Origin of the sequence: Noviherbaspirillum galbum, assembly GCF_010974945.1 — a bacterium.
GTDB lineage: Bacteria > Pseudomonadota > Gammaproteobacteria > Burkholderiales > Burkholderiaceae_D > Noviherbaspirillum > Noviherbaspirillum galbum.
In genome coordinates, this window is the sequence record NZ_JAAIVB010000082.1 from 1 (window position 1) to 22,830 (window position 22,830).

Annotated in this window: 18 protein-coding genes and 2 pseudogenes; 15 read left to right on the forward strand and 5 right to left on the reverse strand. The window is 55.5% G+C overall.

From position 1 onward, the window contains the following. Positions 1-83: 83 nt before the first annotated feature. Positions 84-689: pseudogene (locus G3574_RS26140) on the forward strand (IS3 family transposase); the annotation flags it as partial. A gap of 638 nt (positions 690-1,327) precedes the next feature. Here G3574_RS26140 and G3574_RS26145 read toward each other — a convergent pair. The 3 genes from G3574_RS26145 to G3574_RS26155 form a co-directional block, all read right to left on the reverse strand. Next, positions 1,328-1,732 (reverse strand): hypothetical protein, encoded by a 405-nt coding sequence (locus G3574_RS26145; RefSeq protein WP_163968508.1) that lies wholly within the window; start codon positions 1,730-1,732, stop codon positions 1,328-1,330. A gap of 215 nt (positions 1,733-1,947) precedes the next feature. Further along, positions 1,948-3,080, reverse strand: a protein-coding gene (locus G3574_RS26150) for an IS3 family transposase (protein WP_163968509.1) whose coding sequence is annotated in 2 segments (ribosomal slippage) — positions 1,948-2,816 and positions 2,816-3,080 — 1,134 coding nt in all. Because the reading frame shifts where the segments join, the coding sequence is not laid out codon by codon here. Between the two features lie 597 nt (positions 3,081-3,677). Then, positions 3,678-4,436, reverse strand: a complete 759-nt coding sequence (locus G3574_RS26155) for a COG4705 family protein (protein ID WP_163968521.1) — start codon at positions 4,434-4,436, stop codon at positions 3,678-3,680. Positions 4,437-5,040: 604 nt separating this feature from the next. Between G3574_RS26155 and istA the strand changes: the two genes are divergently transcribed. The 3 genes and pseudogenes from istA to G3574_RS26170 all read left to right on the forward strand — a co-directional run. Continuing rightward, positions 5,041-6,285 (forward strand): IS21 family transposase, encoded by a 1,245-nt coding sequence (gene istA / locus G3574_RS26160; protein ID WP_328804861.1) that lies wholly within the window; start codon positions 5,041-5,043, stop codon positions 6,283-6,285. Further along, positions 6,282-7,142 (forward strand): IS21-like element helper ATPase IstB, encoded by an 861-nt coding sequence (istB, locus tag G3574_RS26165; protein ID WP_163968510.1) that lies wholly within the window; start codon positions 6,282-6,284, stop codon positions 7,140-7,142. Before istA ends, istB begins: the two co-directional genes overlap by 4 nt. An 85-nt stretch (positions 7,143-7,227) precedes the next feature. Further along, a pseudogene (locus G3574_RS26170) lies at positions 7,228-7,506 on the forward strand (integrase core domain-containing protein); the annotation flags it as partial. A 57-nt stretch (positions 7,507-7,563) separates the two neighbouring features. Here the strand turns inward: G3574_RS26170 and G3574_RS26175 are convergent. Continuing rightward, entirely contained in the window at positions 7,564-9,024 is a 1,461-nt protein-coding gene (locus tag G3574_RS26175; protein ID WP_163968511.1) for a PIG-L deacetylase family protein, read from the reverse strand. Between the two features lie 263 nt (positions 9,025-9,287). On the opposite strand from G3574_RS26175, the gene G3574_RS26180 reads away from it, so the two are divergent. Together G3574_RS26180 and G3574_RS26185 are read left to right on the forward strand one after the other, a co-directional pair. Beyond that, the gene (locus tag G3574_RS26180; RefSeq protein ID WP_163968512.1) at positions 9,288-9,494 is read left to right on the forward strand and encodes a hypothetical protein; all 207 of its coding nucleotides are present in this window, start codon (positions 9,288-9,290) and stop codon (positions 9,492-9,494) included. Between the two features lie 297 nt (positions 9,495-9,791). After that, a complete protein-coding gene (locus G3574_RS26185) occupies positions 9,792-11,591 on the forward strand; it encodes a polysaccharide deacetylase family protein (protein WP_163968513.1) in 1,800 nt (599 codons plus the stop codon). 141 nt (positions 11,592-11,732) lie between these two features. On the opposite strand, the gene G3574_RS26190 is transcribed toward G3574_RS26185, so the two are convergent. Further along, positions 11,733-12,542, reverse strand: a complete 810-nt coding sequence (locus G3574_RS26190) for a PEP-CTERM sorting domain-containing protein (RefSeq protein WP_163968514.1) — start codon at positions 12,540-12,542, stop codon at positions 11,733-11,735. A gap of 445 nt (positions 12,543-12,987) precedes the next feature. Here G3574_RS26190 and G3574_RS26195 point away from each other — a divergent pair, with 445 nt between their 5' ends. From G3574_RS26195 to G3574_RS26240, 9 genes are all read left to right on the forward strand, one after another. Next, complete coding sequence (locus G3574_RS26195; protein WP_163968515.1) at positions 12,988-13,602, forward strand: DUF4124 domain-containing protein; 615 nt, start codon at positions 12,988-12,990, stop codon at positions 13,600-13,602. 448 nt (positions 13,603-14,050) lie between these two features. Further along, positions 14,051-14,704, forward strand: a complete 654-nt coding sequence (locus tag G3574_RS26200; protein WP_163968516.1) for a PEP-CTERM sorting domain-containing protein — start codon at positions 14,051-14,053, stop codon at positions 14,702-14,704. A gap of 956 nt (positions 14,705-15,660) precedes the next feature. After that, complete coding sequence (locus tag G3574_RS26205) at positions 15,661-16,074, forward strand: type IV pilin protein (RefSeq protein WP_163968517.1); 414 nt, start codon at positions 15,661-15,663, stop codon at positions 16,072-16,074. Next, positions 16,071-16,598: a GspH/FimT family pseudopilin gene (locus G3574_RS26210; protein WP_163968523.1), complete on the forward strand. Its 528-nt coding sequence runs from the start codon at positions 16,071-16,073 to the stop codon at positions 16,596-16,598. Before G3574_RS26205 ends, G3574_RS26210 begins: the two co-directional genes overlap by 4 nt. Beyond that, on the forward strand, positions 16,592-17,263 hold the full coding sequence (locus G3574_RS26215; RefSeq protein ID WP_163968518.1) for a prepilin-type N-terminal cleavage/methylation domain-containing protein: 672 nt from the start codon (positions 16,592-16,594) through the stop codon (positions 17,261-17,263). The genes G3574_RS26210 and G3574_RS26215 overlap by 7 nt, the downstream gene beginning before the upstream one ends. After that, complete coding sequence (locus G3574_RS26220; protein WP_268958911.1) at positions 17,241-18,326, forward strand: pilus assembly PilX family protein; 1,086 nt, start codon at positions 17,241-17,243, stop codon at positions 18,324-18,326. Before G3574_RS26215 ends, G3574_RS26220 begins: the two co-directional genes overlap by 23 nt. 1 nt (position 18,327) lies before the next feature. Then, positions 18,328-19,116, forward strand: a complete 789-nt coding sequence (locus tag G3574_RS28185; protein ID WP_205609936.1) for a type IV pilus modification PilV family protein — start codon at positions 18,328-18,330, stop codon at positions 19,114-19,116. Positions 19,117-19,212: 96 nt separating this feature from the next. Further along, the gene (locus G3574_RS26235) at positions 19,213-22,506 is read left to right on the forward strand and encodes a 6-pyruvoyl-tetrahydropterin synthase-related protein (RefSeq protein ID WP_163968520.1); all 3,294 of its coding nucleotides are present in this window, start codon (positions 19,213-19,215) and stop codon (positions 22,504-22,506) included. A gap of 194 nt (positions 22,507-22,700) precedes the next feature. Beyond that, positions 22,701-22,830, forward strand: a 130-nt coding sequence (locus tag G3574_RS26240) for a hypothetical protein (protein ID WP_163968524.1), incomplete at its 3' end; no start/stop codon positions are given.

Genomic DNA, 22,830 nt, shown 5'->3' on the forward strand with positions numbered 1-22,830 from the left:
AGCAGTCAGAGACCGGATATACGTGAGCAGTCGTACCTCAACGTCAAAAACGAATTGTTTGCAAAAGAGGAGGAGTCCATATACGCGTGTATCGCGTCATGCGTGATCATCACCTGCTGCTGTACCGACACGGTCAACGCCCGGTGAGCCAGCGCCGCCATGACGGCAAGGTGGCGGTCGACCAGAGCAACACGCGCTGGTGTTCGGACGGCTTTGAGCTGTCGTGTGACAACGGTGAACGGGTCAGGGTTGCGTTTGCCCTGGATTGCTGCGACCGCGAGGTGATGAGCTGGGTGGCGACCACCAAAGGCATTGATGCCAACCTGATAGGCGACCTGATGATGCAGGCCGTGGAATACCGGTTTGGCGACAACGGCCCGCCGTCGGAGATCGAGTGGCTGTCCGACAATGGCAGCTGCTACACGGCTGCTGAGGCTCGGTACTTTGCAAAACTGTTGGGACTCAAGCCCGTCACGACGCCGGTGTCGAGCCCGCAGAGCAATGGGATGGCCGAGAGTCTGGTCAAGACGATCAAGCGGGACTACGCCAACCTTGCATTGCGGCCGGACGCCAGCACGGTGATGCGGCAGTTAGGAGGATGGTTTGAGCATTACAATACCAAGCACCCGCATAGCGCCCTGAACTACTTGCCGCCTCGGCGCTTCAGGGAAAAGCAGGCTTTAGCCTAATAACGCTGACGGTCCTGTATTACGGGGGCGAAACCAACCATAGTGTAGCCGCGATACACCAACCAAAAACCGTAACTATGTGCCAGCTTGCCCAAAGAATACGTACATTGGATTCGGCAAGTACTTGTCCTCCATTGATAGGAATGATCCCGCTTTTGCGCATCCGCTGGAAGACAAGCCGCTCACCCAGGATTGAGTGAATCAAGCCAATTACGAAGGCCAATACAGCTGCAGCGACGAAGTAAAAGTTCACGTAATCTCCATTATGATCAGAGCGGCCCGATGACCGCCACTGGATGTCTACCTGACCAGCCATTGGCCAGGATGCACAGCATTCTCATCGAGCAAGAACCCGAATTTATCGGTACACGTGAGAACTTTCATACCGCCGACGTTATACCGTTCGCCCAGTATTGTCTTGTACGGAAACGACATAGCAAAAGAACGAAAGGGTCAATTCACATTTAATGACCGCAATAGGTTACCTACCGGACTTCGCCCCCGTAGCCAACAATGCGTGCTATCGACCCTGAGCGGCCATACGGCTTTCTCGAAACGGACAGTCGCGACCGAATCAACTGGCACCTGTTTGAACGATAATGGCGGAGGCTAAAGGATTGATGGCAAAAAACAGGGATTCACGCAGGCACTATCTTGCGGAACCAAATGCTGCCAGGACGAGTAAATAACAAAAAAAGTCCATAAGCCTGAAAGACGTTTTTTGCTATAAAAAGCGCGCCAACAACGGCCGAAATTGAAAACTCTTCCAGAGCAGTGGGCAGCGTTTGCATTGCGCCCATAACAAACACCAGGAGGAAGGTGATACGTGCCCAGTTTCTCCCACCAGAAACTTTGAAAATCAAGAGACCAGACAAGCCGAACGTGCAAATCAAAATGCAATACGTAGATGCTGTCAGAGAAGTGGTACCGAGATGAAGGAAGTCCAACAACAATCGAATCAAACCAATTGCAAAGGCAGCCCAAAGCAAATGGACGGCGGTAACGACTGATTGCGGCTTTTCCCCGGTAATTTGATTTTTCATAAATTTCTCTGACGTTCTAATGCTCGGCATGAGCAGCAGTTCGGAGCCGCGCAGCGGAATGGAGTGTGGAAGAAAGAGGTGGCCCCGTTTGATTGGACAGCGAATCGCTGCAGGTAAGTGGATCTTTGCGGGTGTGTAGGGTTGTCCACGGCGCCGCTCGCCGCCCCCTGTATCGGGCCAGAGCGTGCGGCGCGGTGGGTAACCCGGCCAGTCATTTATGCCGCTTGGGGCAGTGACTGGTTGCCGAAGTAGAACGCATCTGGCGTCTTGCCGTCAAGCGCACTATGCGGCCTACGACTGTTGTAGAACTCCAGGTAGCGGCCAATCCTGTTTCTGGCCACGCTGACGGTCTCGTACGCACGCAAATACACTTCTTCGTACTTGATCGACTTCCACAGCCGCTCGACGAACACATTGTCCCGCCAGCAGCCTTTGCCATCCATGCTGATGTCAATGCTATTGTCCTTGAGCAGATCGGTGAAGTCACTGCTGGTGAACTGACTGCCCTGATCGGTGTTGAAGATTTGCGGCTTGCCATACCGGTCAATGGCTTCCTGCACCGCTTCGAGGCAGAAGTCGGTCGTCAGCGTGTTCGACAGCCGCCACGACAGTACCCGCCGGCTGGCCCAGTCCATCACCGCAAACAGGTACACGAAGCCGCGCTTCATCGGAATGTACGTGATGTCAGCGCACCAGACATGGTCCGGTTGCTCGATCTTCAAGTCCCGCAGCAGGTACGGATACACCTGATGGGCGGCATGCCGCACGCTGGTCCGGGGCTTTTTGTACAGCGCCTCAATGCCCATCTTCCTCATCAGCGTGGCCACATGCTTGCGGCCAATGACGTGGTCTTCTCGCCGCAGCATGTCGCGCAACATGCGGCTGCCGGCGAACGGGTGCTCCAGGTGCAGTTCGTCGATGCGGCGCATGACCGTCAGGTCCGCTTCGCTGGTGGCTTGTGGCCGGTAGTACGCCGTCGAGCGGGCCAGCGACAGGATCTGGCATTGCCGGGAGACCGGTAGATCGTGGGTGCGGTCGATCATTTCCTTGCGCTCAGCAGTCCCGCCTTGGTGAGCGCGCCTTCTAAAAAATCATTCTCAAGCGTCAACTGACCAATCTTTGCGTGCAGCGTCTTGAGGTCCGGTTCCTGCTCCGACTTTGATGCCGTTGCCCCGTCAAACACATCGGCAGCGCGCTCTTGCAATTGCCGTTTCCATTCCGTCACCTGGTTCGGATGCACATCGAACTGCTGCGCGATCTCCGCCAGTGTCTTGTCGCCCTTGATTGCCGCCAGCGCCACCTTGGCCTTGAACCCACTTGCGTGGTTGCGCCTTGTTCTCTTGCTCATGCTTTGCTCCTTGCAACGGTCTTTCGACCAGTTTCATCAAGCAAAGGTCCACTTATCTACCTGTCCGAATTTCCGGGGCCACCTCTGAAATTGTTCTTAATCGGCGGCCAACCATCCTTCGATCTGGCGTTTCATCGTGCCATGAATATGTTGCCAAAGCAATATCAAATAGTTTCACATCATCAATGACGGCTTCTGGCCGCACGCGGCAATTGCTCGGTTTCGGCTCGCCGGCGGCTTTGAGCCACCTTTCCGACCTTGACGATCTGGTGGTGACAGACAACACAGGAACCGTTCCTGCCGGTCATGTTCACCGGAAGCTGTCATTCAACAGCTCGGTTCACCTATCTAGATCTAGCTAGCCCCCTAGATTCATTACGGGTACACAAGGTTTTAATTAAAAGAACAGACCGCAGACATAGTTGATTCGGATATTGATGGTCGGAAGGGGGAGATAAACATCCTTTAGAAGGATGCGAAGGAACGAGAAAATTTGCAGGATAACGAGAAGCTTTGCCAAGGTAAATTTAGTAAATGCAAACTCGTACTTGTGACGTCGTAGACCAGCAACACCCGCTTTTCCCCTCCCTTTCCTGTTCAATGCACTGTCCTGGCCGCACGTTGCCTGAACAACAGGATAGCAATCAGCATAAAGGTAAGCAGCGCTGCCGATGCAGAATACCGGCTCAATGCCAGCCCGCCCGCATTCAGCGGTTTGTCGAGAAAATCACCGACCACCGCACCGAGCGGACGAGTCAGGATGAACGCAGCCCAGAACAGTAGGGTACGAGACAAGCTGGTCCAGTAGTAGGCTGCCGCGATCAGGGCGAGCAGCCCTCCGAACAACAATGCCGCGCCGGTATAGCCAAGTCCTGCCGTATCGGCGGTCCAGTCGCCCAGCGCCGTACCCAAGGTCTGAGAGAACATGATCGTGATCCAGTAGAACGCTTCGGCCTTGGGTGAGCTAATGGTGCTCATCGACACCGAACCGAGGGTGCGATGCCAGACATAAAGCGAGCCGAGCAGCAAGGCCAGCAGCAAACTCGAACCGCCAGCGTACCCGATTCCAAGCGATCGATCCGTAAAATCCGCCAGTGTCGTACCGACCGTAGTGGTCGCCACAATCGTCGCCCAGTACAGAAACGGATGGAATTTTTTTGCCTTGATCTGCGCGATCACGGTTACCAGGAAAATCGAAGCAAAGATGCCTGTGCCGACCAGATAGCCTAGGTGCATGGACATCGAGACGGCATCACCGCCGGTTTCGCCGAGCGTGGTGGCAACAATCTTGATGAGCCAGAAGGCAAACGTTACTTCCGGGACTTTAGTCAAAGTATGTTCAGTGGGTGTTTTCATGGACTGCACGCGCTGTTTAAGCTTGGCCTTGGTGGGTATTGTAGGTTTTGACCAGGTCAGATATGGCTGCGTTGCAATCAGACGGATTTGGCGCATCGGGGTGTTGCGCCAGATCCAGTAGTTGAACCGCTTCTTTCTAACGGCGGACAAAGCTTTGCTTTCCGACTGCGTATTCCGGCACTTGTCAGCACCGCCCCCGACAACGTCTTCAGACAGAACGGCGAAGCTCTTCAACGTTCCGGCGACGTCCTTACACAGATAGAGCCAAAGCAGTTTGGTGCGTGGGAACAGCCCGCAATGCAGCGAAGAGCGGTCACTGACGATCTTAAATTGACTACCGGAAAACGATTCGTTGCTGGCGTTCAACTATCCAAAAAGCAGACAGTGAGCCGGAGACTTTTGGCTTCTAATCCTTCAGCTGCTGTTTTGTGTTCATGGAAAAAATTTGAAGACCTGCTGTCACTGCCGGATAGATACTCCCCATTTCTTCCGTTTGAAATCTCCCCAGTTTGAACGGTAAAAAGCCGGTGCCGGGATATCCCGGCACCGGCTTTCCACTTGCTCGAAGATGTCGCAGTGATGGAAATCAACGACGGGAGAGCGAGTGGTCAAGTTGAAGGAATGGATGATGATTCTGGAGTTACATCGGCAAGGCCTGTCGATTTCGGCCATCGCTGAACGCACCGGCCGGGACCGCAAGACGGTGCGTCGATATATTCGGCAGGAATTGGCAGCTCCGAAGTACAAACCCCGTGAGCCCAGACCAAGTGCCGTGGCTGCGTATGAAGCGTATTTACGTGAACGCGTAGCTGCCTGGCCGGAGCTTTCCAGCGCCCGATTGCTGCGGGAAGTCCGGGAGCAAGGCTACCAAGGCGGCAAGACGGTGCTTTATGACTTCCTGCGTTCAGTGCGTCCGCCTCCTGCACCGGTGTTCGAAGTTCGGTTCGAGACTCCTGCCGGGCATCAGGCACAAGTCGATTTCGCCGAGTTCAAGGTCAACTTCGGCAACCGTGGGCTGGTACGCAAAGTCTGGCTGTTTGCCATGGTGCTGGGGCATAGTCGCTATTTGTGGGCACAGTTCGTACTGCATCAGGACCTGGCGACGGTACTGCGCTGTCACATGGAAGCGTTTGCCCATTTCGGCGGCGTGCCCAGGGAGATCCTGTACGACCGCATGAAGACCGCCGTATTGGGCGAGGACGACTCCGATAAAGGCATCGTCTACAACGCCAAGCTGCTGGCCTGCGGTACCCACTACGGCTTCCTGCCCCGCGCCTGCAAGGCCTATCGGGCTAAGACCAAGGGCAAGGTTGAACGCCCATACCGCTACATTCGTGCCGACTTCTACCTGGCGCGCAGCTTCGAAGATATTGATGACATGAACCGCCAGCTGCGTAACTGGCTCGACACAGTAGCCAATGTGCGTTGCCACGGCACTACTGGCCGCATCGTCGTGGAGCACTTCCGGGAAGAGCAGCCACACCTGCAACCCCTGCCGGCAGGCCGTTTCGATGCGGTGCTGCGTGTTGAGCGCCGGGTCAGCCATGAGGGTTGCGTCAGCGTCGGCGGCAATTACTACAGCGTGCCTGACGGTACCAGGAAGCGGGTGCTGGATGTGGAAACGACCGCGGACACCATCCGTATCTTCGAGGACGGGGCGCTGATCGCCACCCATGCCCGCATAGAGGGCCGGCGAGCACGGTCCGTTCTGGCTGGCCATCGGGTCCTTCAACGGATCATGCAGCCGGAGGTCGCGCCTGACGTGGTACTGCCACCCGGACATGCGGTGGCCCAGCGGCCGCTGGCAGTATATGACTTCATTGGGCGCCAGATGGGAGGTCAGCGATGAGCCACGAACCTGTTACCGAGCGCATCCGCCGCCACCTGATTGGATTACGCATGCCACGAGCGCTGGAAGCTCTGCAGACGGTGCAGTCGCAGATCGAGCAAGGGCAACTGACTGCACTCGAAGCGATTGAAATGCTGCTGGGCGAGGAATACAGTACGCGCGAAAGCCGCCGGGTCAAGATGGCGCTGCAGACCGCACGGCTGACTGTGTTGAAGACCCTGGCCGGCTACGACTTCAGCTTCCAGCCGTCGCTCGAGCGCAGCCGCGTGATGGCCCTTGCCGAACTGGGGTTTGTCGATCGGCGCCAGTGCGTGCACTTCCTGGGCCCGCCCGGCACCGGCAAATCACATCTTGCCGTGGCGCTGGGCGTAGAAGCGGTCCGGGCTGGCAAAAGCGTGTTCTTTGCTACGTTGGCCGAACTGGTTGATTCGATGCGCAAGGCTGAGCGCGAAGGCAAACTGCGTGAACGGGTGAAATTCCTGTCGCGTTACAGCTTGCTGATCGTTGATGAGATCGGCTACCTGCCGTTGGGCTCCAACGGCGGGAACTTGTTCTTCCAGCTGGTCAATGCCTGCTATGAGCGCTGCGCGATGATCATGACCAGCAACCGCGGCTTCAGTGAATGGGGAGAGATCTTCGGCGACCCGGTCGTCGCCACGGCGTTGCTGGACCGGCTCTTACACCACGCCATTGTGGTGCCGATCGAGGGTAATTCCTATCGGTTGCGCGAGCATGCAGCGCTGATCCCGGAGCACCTGCGTAACCGTCCAGCGTTGAATGAAGGAAACGCCTCGGCGGCGATAAAGCGACGGCCTGGTCGACCACGAAAGGAGGAAGCAGCGTCAATGCCGGGCTGACCGCCCAACCCTAAGGGTGGGGAAATTTACTCCGGAAAAAATGGGGAAAATCCAGCGGCATTGACACCTGCAACCATTTGAACCCGCCCAATATGCCAGCCGGGCCTACCGAGCATTGGCCAGCGCTTGGGGAATGGTAGTTTCCATGAGCCGGCGCGTCAACGCCTGGGACAATGCCCCCATGGAAAGCTTCTTCAAGACGCTGAAGGTGGAACGGATCTACCAAACGCGTTACGAAACCCGCGCGCAGGCAAGACTGGATATCGTGAACTGGATCGAAGGGTATTACAATCGCCAGCGGATTCATTCCTCGACAGGCTATCGCACTCCCGTCGAGGCCGAGAACACGCTCATGGCTGCATGACTTGCTGTCGTGGAATCGAGGCAGGGTCAATATTTATCTTGCATTTTGTAAGAAGCACTACACCGCTTGTGTACGGATCTTTCTATACGTGGCAAACCTTCGGGAAAGCCCAGTTTTCATCACAACGTCCACCGACCACGCAACCAGTTCGATAGATGGCTCGGTGGGCAGTACACGCAGTAGCACCTGGAAATGTTCCTGATCGAAGAACTGTGCCAGCCATTGCGGTTCTGAAAGGACCTGGAAGCATGCTTTGGTGCCGTAACCGTGTAAGCCCATGCATCCAATGAGAGTACGACCGGCATTCCACGGATTGCGCTTTACCGTCAAAAGGCCATAGTCTTCGATGACTTCATTCCCATCGCTCGAATACGTTGGCGCATAAACCTGCCCATTCAACCTGTGATGGATTGTCCAGTGTTCATCAGGAGACTTCGGCGGAATGAAAACAAATTGGGAATTTTCCTGCGATGCCATCGATTGTTGCGTCAGAACGTTACTTGCCGGCCCCCCGGATAGAATCACATGCGATTCAAGCAATGCTTTTTTTGCATCTGATGCAGACGCAGTGAATTCCCTCAATGGATGATCGCCGTGCCAGCGCCGTGTAAACGCCTGAGTCAGCTGGGCGTAGCCTTCCCGTTCCAGATGCTGCGACCAGCGCGGCGGGGCAAGGCGATGTATCGGATCAGAATACAGGCTGGCGATACCCTGATACCGAATCTTTGGAAACCAGAAGCCATGAAACGCATCATCATTAAGGCTCATGGCCAAGTACTCCAAGTCCTGCGCTCCTTCCTGCAGAATCAATTCGAACGGCTCGAACAGACGCGACTTATCGTCCGGTACATAACGCTGCGCCAACCGGCTGATGGCGGCCATGTCCACGCGTATGCTTTGCGATCGGTGCCTGGACAAGGCGAGTGCCTTGTGACCAGTATAGTTGGTGACATTGACAAACACATGAGGAACAAAGGCACTCGAAACCAGTGAATTAACCACCGCAAAACAAAGAATCGGCTTTTTACGGAAGGCAGATAGCACCAGCTCATGAGCGCTACGATGGTCGCCATGGCTGTCCCCACCAGTATGAGCGAACACGAGGTCAGGGTTGCACCCATGCTGCAACAGGAGCTTGCGCAGTGCGCCCACGGTGGGACCGTCGGACCGCAATTGCGTATCCCGCGCGCCCAAGAACAACACTCGTTCTGGCGCAACCCCGCAAGCTGTCGCTCCACCGATTGCCTCCTCGCGACGTAGCGCAGCGGTCGCCGAATCCGCCTCCGCAGTCAGAATGCACACCCATGTCTGCCATCCGAGATGATTTAGCTTTGAAACGGTGCCGCCACAGGCAATTTCGATATCGTCGGCATGAGCGCCGATAAAGATGGCTGAAAGCGGAGACTGATCCTGCTGGAATAAGACATTATTCATATCGGCTTGCTTATCGCGAGATTCGTGTTTCAGAAGATCTTGATCAGTTTTATTGTGCTTAAGGGAAACATCAGTTTTTGTCACAAATCATTTAAAGTCATCGCTTGGCAAGTCAACGCGACGTCGCCATTTGATCTAAGCTCACGATCGGAGCGGGTGCAGATCGATACGCAGAAACCGGGTCCGGAAACAGAAGAATCTTTAGATCTGTCAATAGATAAAGGGCGGTGCAACGTTAGCGTTTTTGATCCTTTTTCCTGTGATTGTTTCCCTTCGCCGATTTTTTCTGTAAAGTCACATCCTTCGTATTTTTCGTGTCTGATCAGCGATAATTACTGGAGGGACTGATGTTTGCAACCTATAGCGTGTGCGCAATGGCGAGCGCAATCGCTGGGTATGCGATTGTTGCCAAGCGTGCTTCGCCTATCCCGCTGTTGATCTTCTTTCTTGCCGTGGCATTTGTCAGCATCAATTTTCGTTCTTATGCCTGCCTCATCATCATTATCGGCGCGCTGATCGGGGCCTTCCTGGGATTTTTGAAAAGGCTTTTTTAGTCCGAAGCCTCTTGCCTCGTGAAGTCGTCCGAGACTGGTTTGCACGACACGCAGCAAGGTGGCGGCAGGGCCTGCACGGATGTCGACCGGTACCGCCTTTAGTCGCGCTTGAGATTACATGAACTATCCAATTAGCAACTCGCCTTCTATTAAAAAGTTTCCATGATCGACGCCTGGTGCCGATTTTAATAATAATTTCGTGCTGATTCCATGTGGTCACTGTTGGGTTTTCTCAAAGCAAAGAAGGCGCCGAATACTGCTTCGCGATGCTTTTTGTCAATTTGTTGACTTCCGATCATGATCGACACGCCATTAACCCGTACCGCTAGGCTGCGTCAAAGGCTGGCAGTGAAACGTCGGGTTATTCGGGTTTGCTGGTTGCTGCTGTCTTTTTTATCGGGACAGGTTTTTGCAGCTGGCGCCCTCAACAATATCTACCTCTACCGCAGTCCGGCTACCACGATGTTTTTCCAGGTAAATGGAAGCGACTATAGTGCAATGCTGCAGCCTTGGCGCGAGTATCTCAAGAGTTTTGGTCGTGATTTTCGTGAAGTACGCAAAAAAGATCTACTTGCCGGATTGGAGCCTGGCGTGCTGGTCCTGGGATCGACGTTACTGCTGGGTGAGGATGAACGGTCCGCCATCAATGCGTACCTCCAGCGCGGCGGATCGCTTCTCGCTACCTGGGGTACCGGCGCACGCGATGGCCGTGGGCGTTGGAACGGATATCGATTCATCGAAAAGACTTTCGATATGACGGTTGACGGTGAAATCAACGCCGATTCGGAGCGCCTATTCATGATGCCAAATGGCGATGGGCCGTTGACCTGGCCTTTGCCCGCCGGGATGCGTATGTACATGGGCAAGGTAGCTGAGCCCCTGCTTCGCATCCATGGTCCGCAACTTGCCGCACGTTATATGGATTGGGGACGTACCCCCAGCCTGGACACACCGGACGGCGCCATTTCGTACGCAGAAATCCAGGGCGCGCGCCGTGTGTATTTGTCATTTCCTGAATCGACGTGGAGCACGCTTCCGGACAAACAAATGCGCTTGATGCTCGACGCCGTGATGTCCTGGCTGCGTCGACAACCCCGGTCCTGGCTAGCCGCCTGGCCCAAGGGCAAACTGGCGGCGGGACTACTTGAAATGGATACTGAAGACAAGTTTCCCAATGCGATTAATTTTGCTGATGACCTTGAAAAGGCTGGAATTCAGGGAACGTTCTATTGCCTGACCAGCGAGGCGATCAAGTATCCAGACGTGGTGCGTCAACTGCGCCAACGTGGACACGAGTTGGCCTACCATGCTGACATCCACATTGGTTTCGCCGGGCAGCCGGCGCAACAGCAAGAAGAGCGGTTGCAGTCCATGCTGGAACAGATGGGTGATATTCTCGGCCCGGATACCTCAATGCTGACTGGCTTTCGAGCACCCACAGAATCGTATGACCGAATCACTGAATTGCTGCTTCGAAAATATGGCATGCGTCATCACGCTGCCGATCCCGCCTCTACCGAAGCGCGATTGCCTTTCTTTTCCGCCGCAGATCCAAGGTTTGGGGTAGATGACGCATTGGTGGTGCTGCCGCGTACGAATTATGACGACATCAATTTCAAGACAAGCGGGTTTGACGACGAGCGAATCGCCAAGCAATTGGTCCGTGATTTCGAGGAATCCGTCGAAATGGGAGCGCTGGGTTTACTGTCGGTGCACTCGCAAAGTTATGGACCGGAAGGCTCCATGACCTTGGGCATGCCGACCCTCCTGCGCTATATTGGTCAACGAAGGGAAAAGATCTGGCTGGTGCGCGCTGACGAAATTACGGAATGGTGGCGCAAGCGCGCGCACGTCAGCCTTACTTCAGATCCGAACGGAACGGGCGAAACTGTTGACATTCTGGTCCGACCACCAGTAAAGGTGGACGGCCTGACCGTCATGGTGACACATCCGGCCCGGGGAAAGATGCCTATCCAGGTCAGGGCGCTGACTACCGGAGCGCCTGAGACGAAACTGATGCCAGTTGATGAGTACCGTACCGCAATTGTGCTCGGCAACACATCCCCTGGCAGCTATCGTTTTGAAGTCAAGTTTTGAGATCGGGCCGGTGTCGCGCAAGGACGTTTAACCCGACTCGCTGCCAATGCTGAGCGCGAATCACCGAGCGCATACTGCGGGCCGCAAAATTTTGTACAACACTATCAGCAAGATTGGGCAGCGCAGGCGATGGCATGAACATCAGCGACGTTTGACCAGACGGCGAGTGCCATAGGCGAAAGCCACGAGGCCGATCAACAGGATTGGCGATGGCTCGGGAACGTTGTTGCAGCGTCCATTCATGGCAAGGCATCCATTGATGATGAGGTTATCCACACCAATTGTTGCCGGCCAGTCGCGAAAGGTCAGCATGTTTGTGCCGCCATTCGGAATCGTTAGCGAACCGCTCATGCCAATGCCTTGCGGGTCGATGTAGCGGTTGGCGGGGATTGACGCGTCCTGATACCAGATTTGCGTCATGCCAGCGCCGGCCAACAAAGACATGTCCGGCCAATTGGCATTATTCACATTTTTGCTGTTGGCACAGCCGGAACCTGCTGCGCAGCTCGCGTTGGGAAAGATTTCCCAGTCAAATGAAACGGACTGCACGAGAAAGTTGTTGAAGGTCAGCGTGAACTGATCTGCCGCCGACGCACCGATACCAAAGCTGTTATTGATGATGAACGTGTCATTGGGAGCCGCATGGGACACATTGTTGTCCGATGTGCCAAGCGTGGCGCCGCTGACGTGTCCTTCTCCGTCATAGGTTTTGGTCGCAAGTGCCCCGGTGACGTTGACTGTCGCGCCAGCATAACCGCCTGCAGCCAGGACGCCGTTCATGTAGCTGGCAATTGCGTTCGTTGATCCGACTGCTCCAAGCCCACTGGAATAGTTGCCGCTCAGGGTAATGGAATTAAAATCGAAACTGACCGTTGCTGCCGAAGCGGCGTTGGAAAAGCCGGCCGCGAGAAAAAACAGGGGGGCAAAGTAACGTGCAAGTCGGGTTTTCATGCTTTCTCCTCTATTGGTCGTTGTATTAACCTGAAAGCAACATTTATACCAAGAAATAAATACTAATAATTTCAACATGTTGCAGAAAACATGAAGGCGATTTGAATGCTTGCTGTAAAGTTTTTCGACACCGAAAGTTGAAAGATCAGGCAAACTTTTCAGCCAATAAATGATTGCATTTCCTCATCCCAGGTTGAGAGAACAGGCAAATCCTGACCGGTCCACCCTGACTTCCTCGGCAACAGGCCGAGACTTGATGGTTTGTGAACGCTTGATCGAGTCGCCAAGTCTTTTGCTGCTTGGGTTTTCTGCGAAGAATTAACTAAAATGGAGTTTGATGAACCATTTCTCTACCGGTGAAGTGGAGAGACGAGACTGAAGCCGGGAAGCTGGCAAATGAAGATCGCTCTTTACTACCACAACGGTCGCGCCCCCTTGAAAAGCGATGATGAAAAACCAATCTCAGATAGTGCAGTCCGCGCTGATACTAATCGTTTGTGCGTCCAATACTAGCCATGCACAGCAAACAAACGTCTACAAGTGGACAGATGAAAAAGGCAAGGTGACGTACTCTGATGTGCCGCCGCCGGCGTCCCTCGCCAATCCAGTGTCAATTAATACCCGGTCGATGCGCACACAAGGATTGGGCGGACCGGAATTGCCCTATGATTTGGCGCTGGCGGTGCGCACCAACCCCGTTACTCTTCTGGTTCCTGCGCGTTGCGCTACTTGTGATGAAAGCCGGCGCCTGCTGAGCGACAGAGGGGTGCCTTATACTGAGAAGCCAGTCGTCGATTCCAACGGCGCCGACCAGCCGGAACTTCAGGTCGGGAAGCGGGAATTGCGTGGTTTCGACAAGGCGACCTGGAATCAGGCACTCACCTCGGCGGGCTACCCGGCGACGAACAAGCTGCCGAAGGATTACAAGCTGGCTCGCACGGAGAGCGGCACGGAAGCACAAGAAGAACCAGCGCGCGTGGCAAAACCATACAAGATAGGACCAACAAAGACTGCCCCCACCGAGCCGATCGGGAACGTACCTCCGGGATTTCGCTTTTGACGGGTCGGGTAAAGAAGAATTGGACTTTGCGGGCAGCTCGGTGTGGATCAAGCGCAAATTGGAAGTTTGTTCCACTTTATAGCTGAATTGAAAAGCGGATGAACCTGTCAGGCTGCTTTACAGTTTTGTTTGGCGATCAGGCCTATTCCAGAAAATTAGCGAAAGCGTGACGGAAAATGTATGGCACGTGTTTCGAAAAATCCGTGACGCGTGCCCCCATGCACCGCAAATAATGAAATTCGGACTTTAAGTGCAACGTGTTTGAACTGCATCTGCCTCTCAGAAACACATTCCTTTTGGAAGCGTCGATGTAACTTACACTCAAATGCTTTTTAATGTTCAAGGCAAATATAAGTAAATGATTTTTAACTAGTTTTGTGGTTGGTATGACTGTTGCAGGTCTTGCCAGGCCCCACTCCGATCAACAATCACTAAACTAGAGGTTAAAATGAAATCATTGAAAAGAGTATTGACTGGTCTTGGTTTTATTGCTGCGATGGGTCTGTCTGCGGCAGCGAGCGCCGTCCCCTTCAGCATTACCGGCGGTTCTTTCACCACCGGCTCGGGATATGGCACGGGTGACGGCCAGCTCGATGTCACGTTCACTAGCCTGGTTACCCCGCAATCGTTCAATCTGAATAATCCCGGCGATGTTGCGTCATTCTTGTTTGGACGCGTCACTCTCAAGGAAACTTGCATCAACAGCGGCAACGGCCTTGTCGATTTCTTCCTGTGCGGCTTGGGCGGCCTGGGATCGGATGAGACGGACAACCTCGGCGTGACAGCCAACCTGACCTTCACCAGCCCGCTTTCGGCGACGGTGGCAAACGTCGCGATCGTCGGCGCTTTCGTCGGTACGGTCAATGGCGACGGTGATGTGGATTACTCCATCGACTTCAACCCGGTCACCGTCGATTTCGGAAATGGCGGCAGGTTTCTGCTCGACGTTGGTGACTTCACATTCCGCGGCACCGGCGCAATCACCGATGGATTTAACGTCACTTTGACGCGTGCTCCCGTTCCTGAACCGGCAACGGCGGCTCTGCTTGGGCTTGGTTTGCTCGGTCTTGCAGCATCACGCCGGCGTAAGAAGCAGTCCTGAGACAGAAAATGCACAACCCGGACGTCGGCTGCTTACACGACGTCCGGGTTTGGCGATTTCAAGTTGATTCAGACGCGTTCCGAGGTGACGATGAATGGTAGGCATCGCGAAGAAGCTACGCGCTCGGAATGGCGTCTGATCGACAGACATTTATGGCGAATTCCGCGAGCACTTTACCTAGGCCTGCCGCCTTTGCGATCCTGGTTAAACTGGTTTCATAAATTACAGGCAAAGTCCCGGGTCAATCGGTACTACAAGAAAAACAAATGCGAAGTTTTTCCAGAAGAGGTGGTGACGGAAAATGCCAGTATTCAGGTACTCGCTTTCAAATTCGAAGAAACTGTCGATACCCGCCCTGGACAGTACATCCTATGCCATTCGTGTCGGGTCCTGGTGCCGACATTATGTATTTATACTTTGGCCTGTGAATGTAGATCGGTAATTATTTGCCCAGGTGAGCACTGTGGGTTCTTGCCTTCGCCTGATGCTTACTCAGTCGTCGAGCTAACCGCCAAGACTTCAAACTTTAACGGTCAAGAGCTCTACGCTTGGCGCAGTCAATAAACGGGAGCCAGGAAATCATTCAATCAACTTCCAAGCAGCTCATCTACAATTTCCTGAGTAGATTCACTTCCAATTTGGGCTAAGGCATGTAGCGAAGCGAGTGCAGCACGCCCTCTACTTGCCGACAATGGACCCATCCCGCCCTCCATACCAAATTTGCCCAACTGTTCGCTGCTCGTGGACTTGTCAAGCAGGTACGGCATCGGAAGGGTTATCTTCAGAGGTGCATCCTTGATAGGCATCAAAGTGCACGAATGGTTTCTCTACCACGAAATTCCTAGAGCCGATGAATAATCTGGATTAGAATTCCCCTTCGGAAATATACCCCCACTGATTGACATGCCATTGGGAAAATATTAACGTTCGGACATTCTTGTGCCAAGGGTATCGTCATGCCTGATCCGCTTTGTTCACATCACCGTGGTTTTACGCTGGTCGAACTCTTAGTCGCGCTAGTGATCGTGGGGGTTTTGGCATCGATCGCCACCGCGTCGTATTCAGATTCGATGCGCAAGGGCAGGCGTTCGGATGCGATGGTCGGGTTAAGCAGCCTGCAACTCGCGCAGGAAAAGTATCGGTCCAATAATACGACCTACGGTACGCTGACTGACATTGGCGGCAGCACGACTTCCCCGCAAGGCTACTACACGCTGTCCGTTTCTGCCAACTCGGCAACCGGTTATACCTTGACGGCAACAGCTGTTTCGACCAAGAGCCAAAACAACGATACTGGATGCACGGCGCTCACCTTGACCCAGTCGGGTGAAACGACGACAACCACGCCTTCCTCCTGCTGGACAAAATGAAGGCGTTTTTCAGCCCAGCCAGCCAATTTTCCAAGGGGTTCAGCCTGATTGAACTCCTAGTCGTGATCGCCATCGTTGGCATTACGGCAGGGCTTGCCGTGCCTTCGTTCCGCGGGGCCGTGGAAAAGTACCGCCTCAAGGGAGCTGCCGAAGCCATGCTGGCAGATTTCCAGTTTGCCCGTATCACCGCGCTGCGCAGCAATCAGACGGTGTACATGAATTTTTCGACCGGCAGCAACTGGTGCTATGGAATGAAGGTCGCCAGCACCTGCACCTGCGGAACTTCCGGCGATTGTAGCCTGAAGGCCGTGGCGTCGTCGGCTTACAAGGAAGTTACGCTGAACGCCTCCACTTTCAGCGCGGATCCCGGGTTCGATCCGGTACGCGGCACGTCCACCGAGGCCGGAAATATCGTCTTGCAATCTACGAGCGGTATGAAGGTTCAGATCAATCTCAGCCTGATCGGCAAGGTGGGCATCTGTACGCCTGCCGCCTCCAATGGCGTCGGATATCCCACATGCTGACGCGCGCCCGCCAATCCGGCATGACGCTCATCGAAGTTCTGGTGGCGTCAGCCATCGGCTTGTTTCTGCTGCTGGGATTGACGACCTTCATGACCAATAACCTGACCAGCAATGCCAATCTGCAAAAGGCTGCAGCCTTGAACCAGGAATTGCGCGCGATCATGTCGCTGGTGTCTCGCGACGTCCGGCGAGCGGGTTACTGGGCGAGCCCTAGCTACGCCAGCGGCGCATTGAGCGGCATTGGCGCCGGCAATACCTATTCCAATCCATTTTCCACGATCAATACCGCGACTGCAGGGTGCATCTTGTATTCCTATGACAGGAACGGAAACGGGGTGCTGGACAGTACAGAGAAATTCGGCTTTCTCCTCGACAGCGGCGTCGTGCAGATGCGCACCAATGTCGGTGCGACGGCATTCGACTGCACCACGGATTCTGGCAATGCATGGGGAGAACTGTCGGATTCGAAGAACACCAGAATCACGGCACTGAGTTTTACCGAGACCGACTCCTCGCCAATTTATCTTAGCGGTACGGCCGGCCCGAACATCAAGGTCCGGCGGATCACGATCACGCTGACCGGCCAACTGAAGAACGATGCCACGGTCTCGCAGACGCTGACGGAAACGGTAAGGGTGGAAAATGACCTGTACAGCCCGACATAAACCGGCAGTTGCGGCACGCCAGCGCGGTGGCGCCACCCTGTTCATGGCCACCATCGTCATGTTCCTTGTGACGATCGTGACGCTTTATGCCAATAAGGGCGGCGCGTTCGAGCAAAAGATGTCCGGCAATCATTACATGGCGACGCAGGCATTCAAGGCAGCGCAGGCCGGCATCGATTACTCCATCGCCTGGCTGTCGACGGCGGGGAACCCGAATGGCGCCGCCTGGAAAATTCCCGCCGGGACGACCGGCGCGGTCTGGGTCAGCGACAACTCCTATTCTCCTTACAACCAGAAAAACACCTCTTCCATTGCGGGCCAGACCATCGGCAATTACGCCGTCAATGTCACGCTGTGGCGGAACGCAAGCCGGCCCACGGTGATCGAAATCGTGTCGTCGGCCAACGGTGACGCCAGCTCGACCATCCGGCAGATTGTCAATGTGCTCACGCTATCCTTCGATGTCCCCACGGTGGCCCCATTGGTGGTCAATGGAAGCATTTCAGGCGTGACCGGCAATCCCGACATCACCGGCGCGGACGCCGCAGGCAACGCCGTGGTCAGTTCGGCCGCACCTGGCAACATCGACATGGGGCACATGAACTACACGGGCAACGTGGTGGCGAATGGTTTCACTGGAACGGCCTGGGATTATCTGTTCGGGATCAGCAAATCGGACATGGCAACGATTGCCAACTACCAGTCCGGGGGCCCAACCGCCGGCCCGATCTATTATTACGACGACACGACCGTATCGAATTATCAGCCCGCCAGCATCGGCACCAGCAGCAATCCTGTCATCCTGGTCTTCGACATCACGAGCGGGAGTTGCCCAAAGATCAATGGCGGAAAGACGATCTACGGCATCGTCTACTGCGGGCAGGGATTCGACATGCAGGGCTGGGGCGGCACGACGATCTACGGCTCGCTGGTGATCGACACCAACCTGACCAAATTCACCGCCAATACCAATCTGGGCAGCAATACCAACGCCAATAATCCCTCGTCGTACAGCGCGACTCCTATCGTTACCCGAATCATCGGCTCATGGCGGGACTTCTGACATGCATGCTTTGCCTACCCGCCGCCACCGCGGATTTTCCCTGATCGAAGTCATGGTGACGCTGGTCATTCTTGCCGGTGGACTGCTCGCACTGAGCAAGTTCCAGACTGACATCATGGTGAGCAATTCCCAGGCAAAGCAACGCACCGAAGCAACCTTGCGCGGACAGCAGAAAATCGATGAACTGCGCTCCTTCTCATCGCTCACCGAGTACGGGAACGTGGCCTCGGGAACGGACACGGTGGCCGGCACATCGGCGAGCTTTACTCGCACCTGGACGATCACGCCGCATTCCACGCCACCGCTGTACAAGGAAATAGCGATGACGGTGTCGTGGACAGATAACCGTGGCAATGCGCATTCAGTGAATTTGAACAGCATGATCGCGTCTAACGATCCCAAGCTGAGTGGAGCGATCATCAACAACGCAACGTCCACTACGACGACCACCACCACATCGAGCACCAGCACCAGTACGACAACCTCGACTGCGGCAACCACGAGCACTACGGCAGCCGGCACGACTACCACCACCGCAAGGCCAACCACAACGACCACCACGACAACAACGGCCGTCCCCAGCACGACCACCACGACCACGACGACCAGTACGACCACGACTACGACCACGACGGCAAAAACCGCCTGTCAATGTTCGCGTGCAGGCAATAGCTCGAACTACAGCGCAGTCAGCCCGGCTGGACAGTGCACGTCGTCATGCTGTGCTGCATATACGCCAAAATGCACGGGCAACAATTGCACCTACACGGCAATGTGCCCGGTCCCCTGACGAGGTGAACCACCTTTGAAAGCTTCTGCTAGCCGGTGGTGGCAGCTTGCAACCGCTTGCCTAGCCCTGGCCTTCGTTATCTTAGCCTGCCCAGCAATGGCCGATCAGGTGACCTTCGACATTGCTGGCGATGGGCCACAAATCGTTGTCACTCAGCGTGGTAATGCCACTGCCTTTTTTCCGGAAGCGTTTCTCCTTGACTCTCATGGACAGTGGCTGCGCTTGAGTGGAACCGGAACCGGCGCCGAGCTAGCACCCGGACAATCGCTACGCTTTTTGAAACCACCGACCGGCGCGGCCTTTCCGGCTACTCCCCTGCTGCTTCGTTTCCAGGACAAGGCTGGCGTCGGATTTGGGCAGATCGCCTTCCTGGAGCCAACCTCTGTCGTCAATGCGTTGACTGTCGACCGTGCCGAAAACGGGCGGTTGAACTTGCGGCGAACGAACGCCGATGCTGTAATGAGCTGGCTACTCGCCGCGCCCATCAGCGTCATGCCATCGATGAGGCCGGAGGTGGACAGGCTGCCGGCTCCAATGCCTGCGTTACCGATTCGCTGGAGAGACCCGGGTAGATCCACGCAGGATGATCGGACTGTCGACGATCCCGGGCCGGGTGAAACGGTGTTGCTTCATGAGATGCACCGAAACGGTAAAACAGAATTCGCCATCCAGCCCATTTCCAGGCAAGCGGATGGTTATTTCATCCAGCAACCATTCTGGCTGAACAAGACATCCTGGTTCCAGTGGCTGACGGTCCTGTCCGGATTGGGAGCGGTCGGCACGCTATTGGTGAACCGTCGTGCGCGGACGCAGCGGATGGCCCCATGGGCTGTTTGGAAAGAGCAAATCTATCTTGGCTCTGGCCTGCGTCTTCGACTTGGCTGCGCTGCGATGGATGGGCTGGTCGCGCTGCTCTTCGCTGTACTCATCGCGAGCGTGCTGCATCCGGTTTTGCTGAATTCCGCGTCCTTGCCCACTGGAGGCGACACCGCATCGCATCTGCTATACGCATGGATCTTCGCCAAGGAAACCTTTGCCGCAGGCGAGCTGACGTCGTGGATGCCGGAAGTGTTTGGCGGATTTCCCCTGCTTTCGTATTACTTTCCCCTACCTTTCATCGTGACCGCATTGCTGGAGCCTTTTTTGGGTTTCGCCGCGGGTTTGAAGTGGGCCATGGTGTTGCCGGCGCTCTGCTTGCCTGGCGTGGTGGTGCTGGTTTCCCGCCACGTGCTGGGCTTCCGTTCGATGACTGCGTATTGCGCCGCACTGGGCTGTTTCAGCTTTCTCGTCCATGAAGAAAACGCGATCTGGGGCGGTAATCTCCTTGGCGTACTCGCCGGAGAGTTCGCCTATAGCTATGGCATGCTTTTTTCCGTATTGACCCTGGCTCTCTGGTTCAGGGCAGCGCGAGATGGCCGTGGCTGGGTCTGGGCCGGTGTGTTCGAAGCTTTGACAGGCCTTTGCCACGGCTATGCGCTTTTGATGGTTGGGTTTGGTAGCCTGCTTCTTCTCATCGGTATGCAAGACCGAAAGCGCGCCTTCTTGTCCCTCGCAAAAGGACACATTCTTGCATTCTCCCTGCTCGGCGGCTGGTTGTGGCCGCTGCTGGAGATGCACGCTTACACAATACCGAACGATGGTGTGACGCCAGTCAATTCGGTTAGGGAATTACTGCCTCAGTCATTGTGGCCGCTATACGGAGCAGCCGGCACAGTCATGTTGGCAGGCGCCTTTCCAAGCGTTCGCACGTATTGCCACAGCGCCCGCATAGAGGTGGTGCTTTTCTTCCTCACCGTGGCCACCCTGGCACTGTTTGCGTGGTCCGGCGCAAACAGGATCGGTCTCGCTGACCTGCGATTTTTTCCCTACGTCTGGCTGCTGACTGCGATCGCAGTCGGATGGCTCATTGGAATGACGTTCCAGAGTTTCCATTTTCCCGCCCGAGTGTTGATGACGCTGGCTCTGTTGGCAGGAACGCTTGCCTGGACAGCGCCGAGAATCCAGGTTGCTCCGCAATGGGCACAATGGAACTTCAGCGGCCTGGAGGTCAAGCCCCAATGGCAGGTGTTAACGACGCTCTTCCCCACACTGTCTGGGTCGATGACTTCGCCGCGCCTGCTGTTCGAGCATGACGCGGACAATCATGACCTGGGATCGACGCGTGTGCTGGAATCGTTGCCGCTGTTTCTCGGCGGCCGCCCGGTACTGGAAGGCTTGTACATGGAATCTTCCTTACTGGCGTCGGCAATCTATCAATTGCAGGCCGAAGTATCAGCGTCGCCGTCGTCGCCGTTGACACGTTTTCCCAGTGGCGGTTTGGACCCTGAGCTCGCGGCCCGCCACATGACGATGTTGAACGCCGATGAGGTATTGCTGCGGTCCGAGACGGCCAGGAAAGCACTGCTGGCCAGTGGCTGGTTTGACGTGATCGCCGAGCAACCGCCGTTTTCCGTCCTGCGCTTGCGCCAGGCTGACAACCGCCTCGTCGACGCAAGCGCGCATCCCTGGAAAATCAAAAGCCGTGACGGATGGATGGTCGACAGTTTCAGGTGGTTCCGCTCCCGGCGTCGGCTTGCCGAAGAATGGCCGGTTTATGCCAATCCTGCACAGCCGGATACGGCATTCAAATCTCTTGCGGCCTCTCCTGCACACATCAGCGAATTTAGCCTGTCCCGCCGTTCGCTTTCTTTTGTCACGGACAGTCCAAAAAGGCCTCACCTGATCAGGATGGCGTTTCATCCGCGATGGCAATTGGCCACCGCCGGCGACGTATATCTGGCGGCGCCGGGATTTTTGCTTGTTGTCCCTCAGGAGAAACAGGTGCGCCTGGTGTACGGCGAAACAGCAGTCGACCATGCGGGACGCATCGCTAGTGCCCTAGCTTGCCTGTTTGTCGTTGCGTATGGAGTGCGCCACCGGCGTGCTAGCGCCGGCACGGGAAAACCCACATGTCGCCCGCTTGAACGTCAGAAAACGATCTGGTGGCTGGCCGGGATCGCATCGATGCTCGTCGGCGCTGCGTTGCTCGCCGGGACGTCCGCCGAGCATGCTTACCAGCTAGGCTGGCAAGCCATGACCGATAGCCAGTATGCCGCGGCCGCGCATTATTTCCTTGACGCAGAGAAGCGGCGTAATTCTCCTGCGGCACAGGAAGAATCGCTTTTCTGGGCGGCGCGGGCCACTGAACTGCGGGGCAACCTGAGCGAAGCAGCCGACTTGTACCTGAAACTCGTCCAGGCTTACGACGGATACTGGGTCCCGGAAAGCTTGTACTGCCTGGTGAAATTGCGAGGAAAGCTTGGCGATGCCGTGACAGCCGGACTGGCGAAAGACCGGCTATTGAATGATTATCCCTACAGTGATTGGGCCACGAAGGTGCGTAGCCAATAGATGGCTTGGTGTCCCTGGTAGGCGACGGTGACCGTTTTGAACGATTCAAGGTGAACATTTTTCCACTGCGCAGGGATAACTGTTGACGTTCAACGAAAACTGACCCACTTGGCGGGATAGTTTTCATCCAAATTTGGCCCATGTGATGCAATTGCCTGCTCAATTGATGAGCAGGAGGACAAGGAGTGATCACAGTGGGCATGTTTGCCAAGATTCGGCGGATGCATTTCCGCGAGCAGTTGTCCATCCGGGAGATCGAGAGGCGCACGAACCTGTCGCGCAATACGATCCGCAAGTGGCTGCGCGAGCCAGCCATGACCGAAC

What these genes read in the sequence shown, in the direction of transcription:
- G3574_RS26145 (WP_163968508.1), bottom strand. Translation starts at nt 1,732, where the DNA reads ATGAAAAATCAAATTACCGGGGAAAAGCCGCAATCAGTCGTTACCGCC.
- G3574_RS26190 (WP_163968514.1), bottom strand. Translation starts at nt 12,542, where the DNA reads ATGAAAACCCGACTTGCACGTTACTTTGCCCCCCTGTTTTTTCTCGCG.
- G3574_RS26215 (WP_163968518.1), top strand. Translation starts at nt 16,592, where the DNA reads ATGCTGACGCGCGCCCGCCAATCCGGCATGACGCTCATCGAAGTTCTG.
- G3574_RS26195 (WP_163968515.1), top strand. Translation starts at nt 12,988, where the DNA reads ATGATGAAAAACCAATCTCAGATAGTGCAGTCCGCGCTGATACTAATC.
- G3574_RS26205 (WP_163968517.1), top strand. Translation starts at nt 15,661, where the DNA reads ATGCCTGATCCGCTTTGTTCACATCACCGTGGTTTTACGCTGGTCGAA.
- G3574_RS26180 (WP_163968512.1), top strand. Translation starts at nt 9,288, where the DNA reads ATGTTTGCAACCTATAGCGTGTGCGCAATGGCGAGCGCAATCGCTGGG.
- istB (WP_163968510.1), top strand. Translation starts at nt 6,282, where the DNA reads ATGAGCCACGAACCTGTTACCGAGCGCATCCGCCGCCACCTGATTGGA.
- G3574_RS26235 (WP_163968520.1), top strand. Translation starts at nt 19,213, where the DNA reads ATGGCCGATCAGGTGACCTTCGACATTGCTGGCGATGGGCCACAAATC.
- G3574_RS26200 (WP_163968516.1), top strand. Translation starts at nt 14,051, where the DNA reads ATGAAATCATTGAAAAGAGTATTGACTGGTCTTGGTTTTATTGCTGCG.
- G3574_RS26210 (WP_163968523.1), top strand. Translation starts at nt 16,071, where the DNA reads ATGAAGGCGTTTTTCAGCCCAGCCAGCCAATTTTCCAAGGGGTTCAGC.
- G3574_RS26155 (WP_163968521.1), bottom strand. Translation starts at nt 4,436, where the DNA reads ATGAAAACACCCACTGAACATACTTTGACTAAAGTCCCGGAAGTAACG.
- G3574_RS26185 (WP_163968513.1), top strand. Translation starts at nt 9,792, where the DNA reads ATGATCGACACGCCATTAACCCGTACCGCTAGGCTGCGTCAAAGGCTG.
- G3574_RS26220 (WP_268958911.1), top strand. Translation starts at nt 17,241, where the DNA reads ATGACCTGTACAGCCCGACATAAACCGGCAGTTGCGGCACGCCAGCGC.
- G3574_RS28185 (WP_205609936.1), top strand. Translation starts at nt 18,328, where the DNA reads ATGCATGCTTTGCCTACCCGCCGCCACCGCGGATTTTCCCTGATCGAA.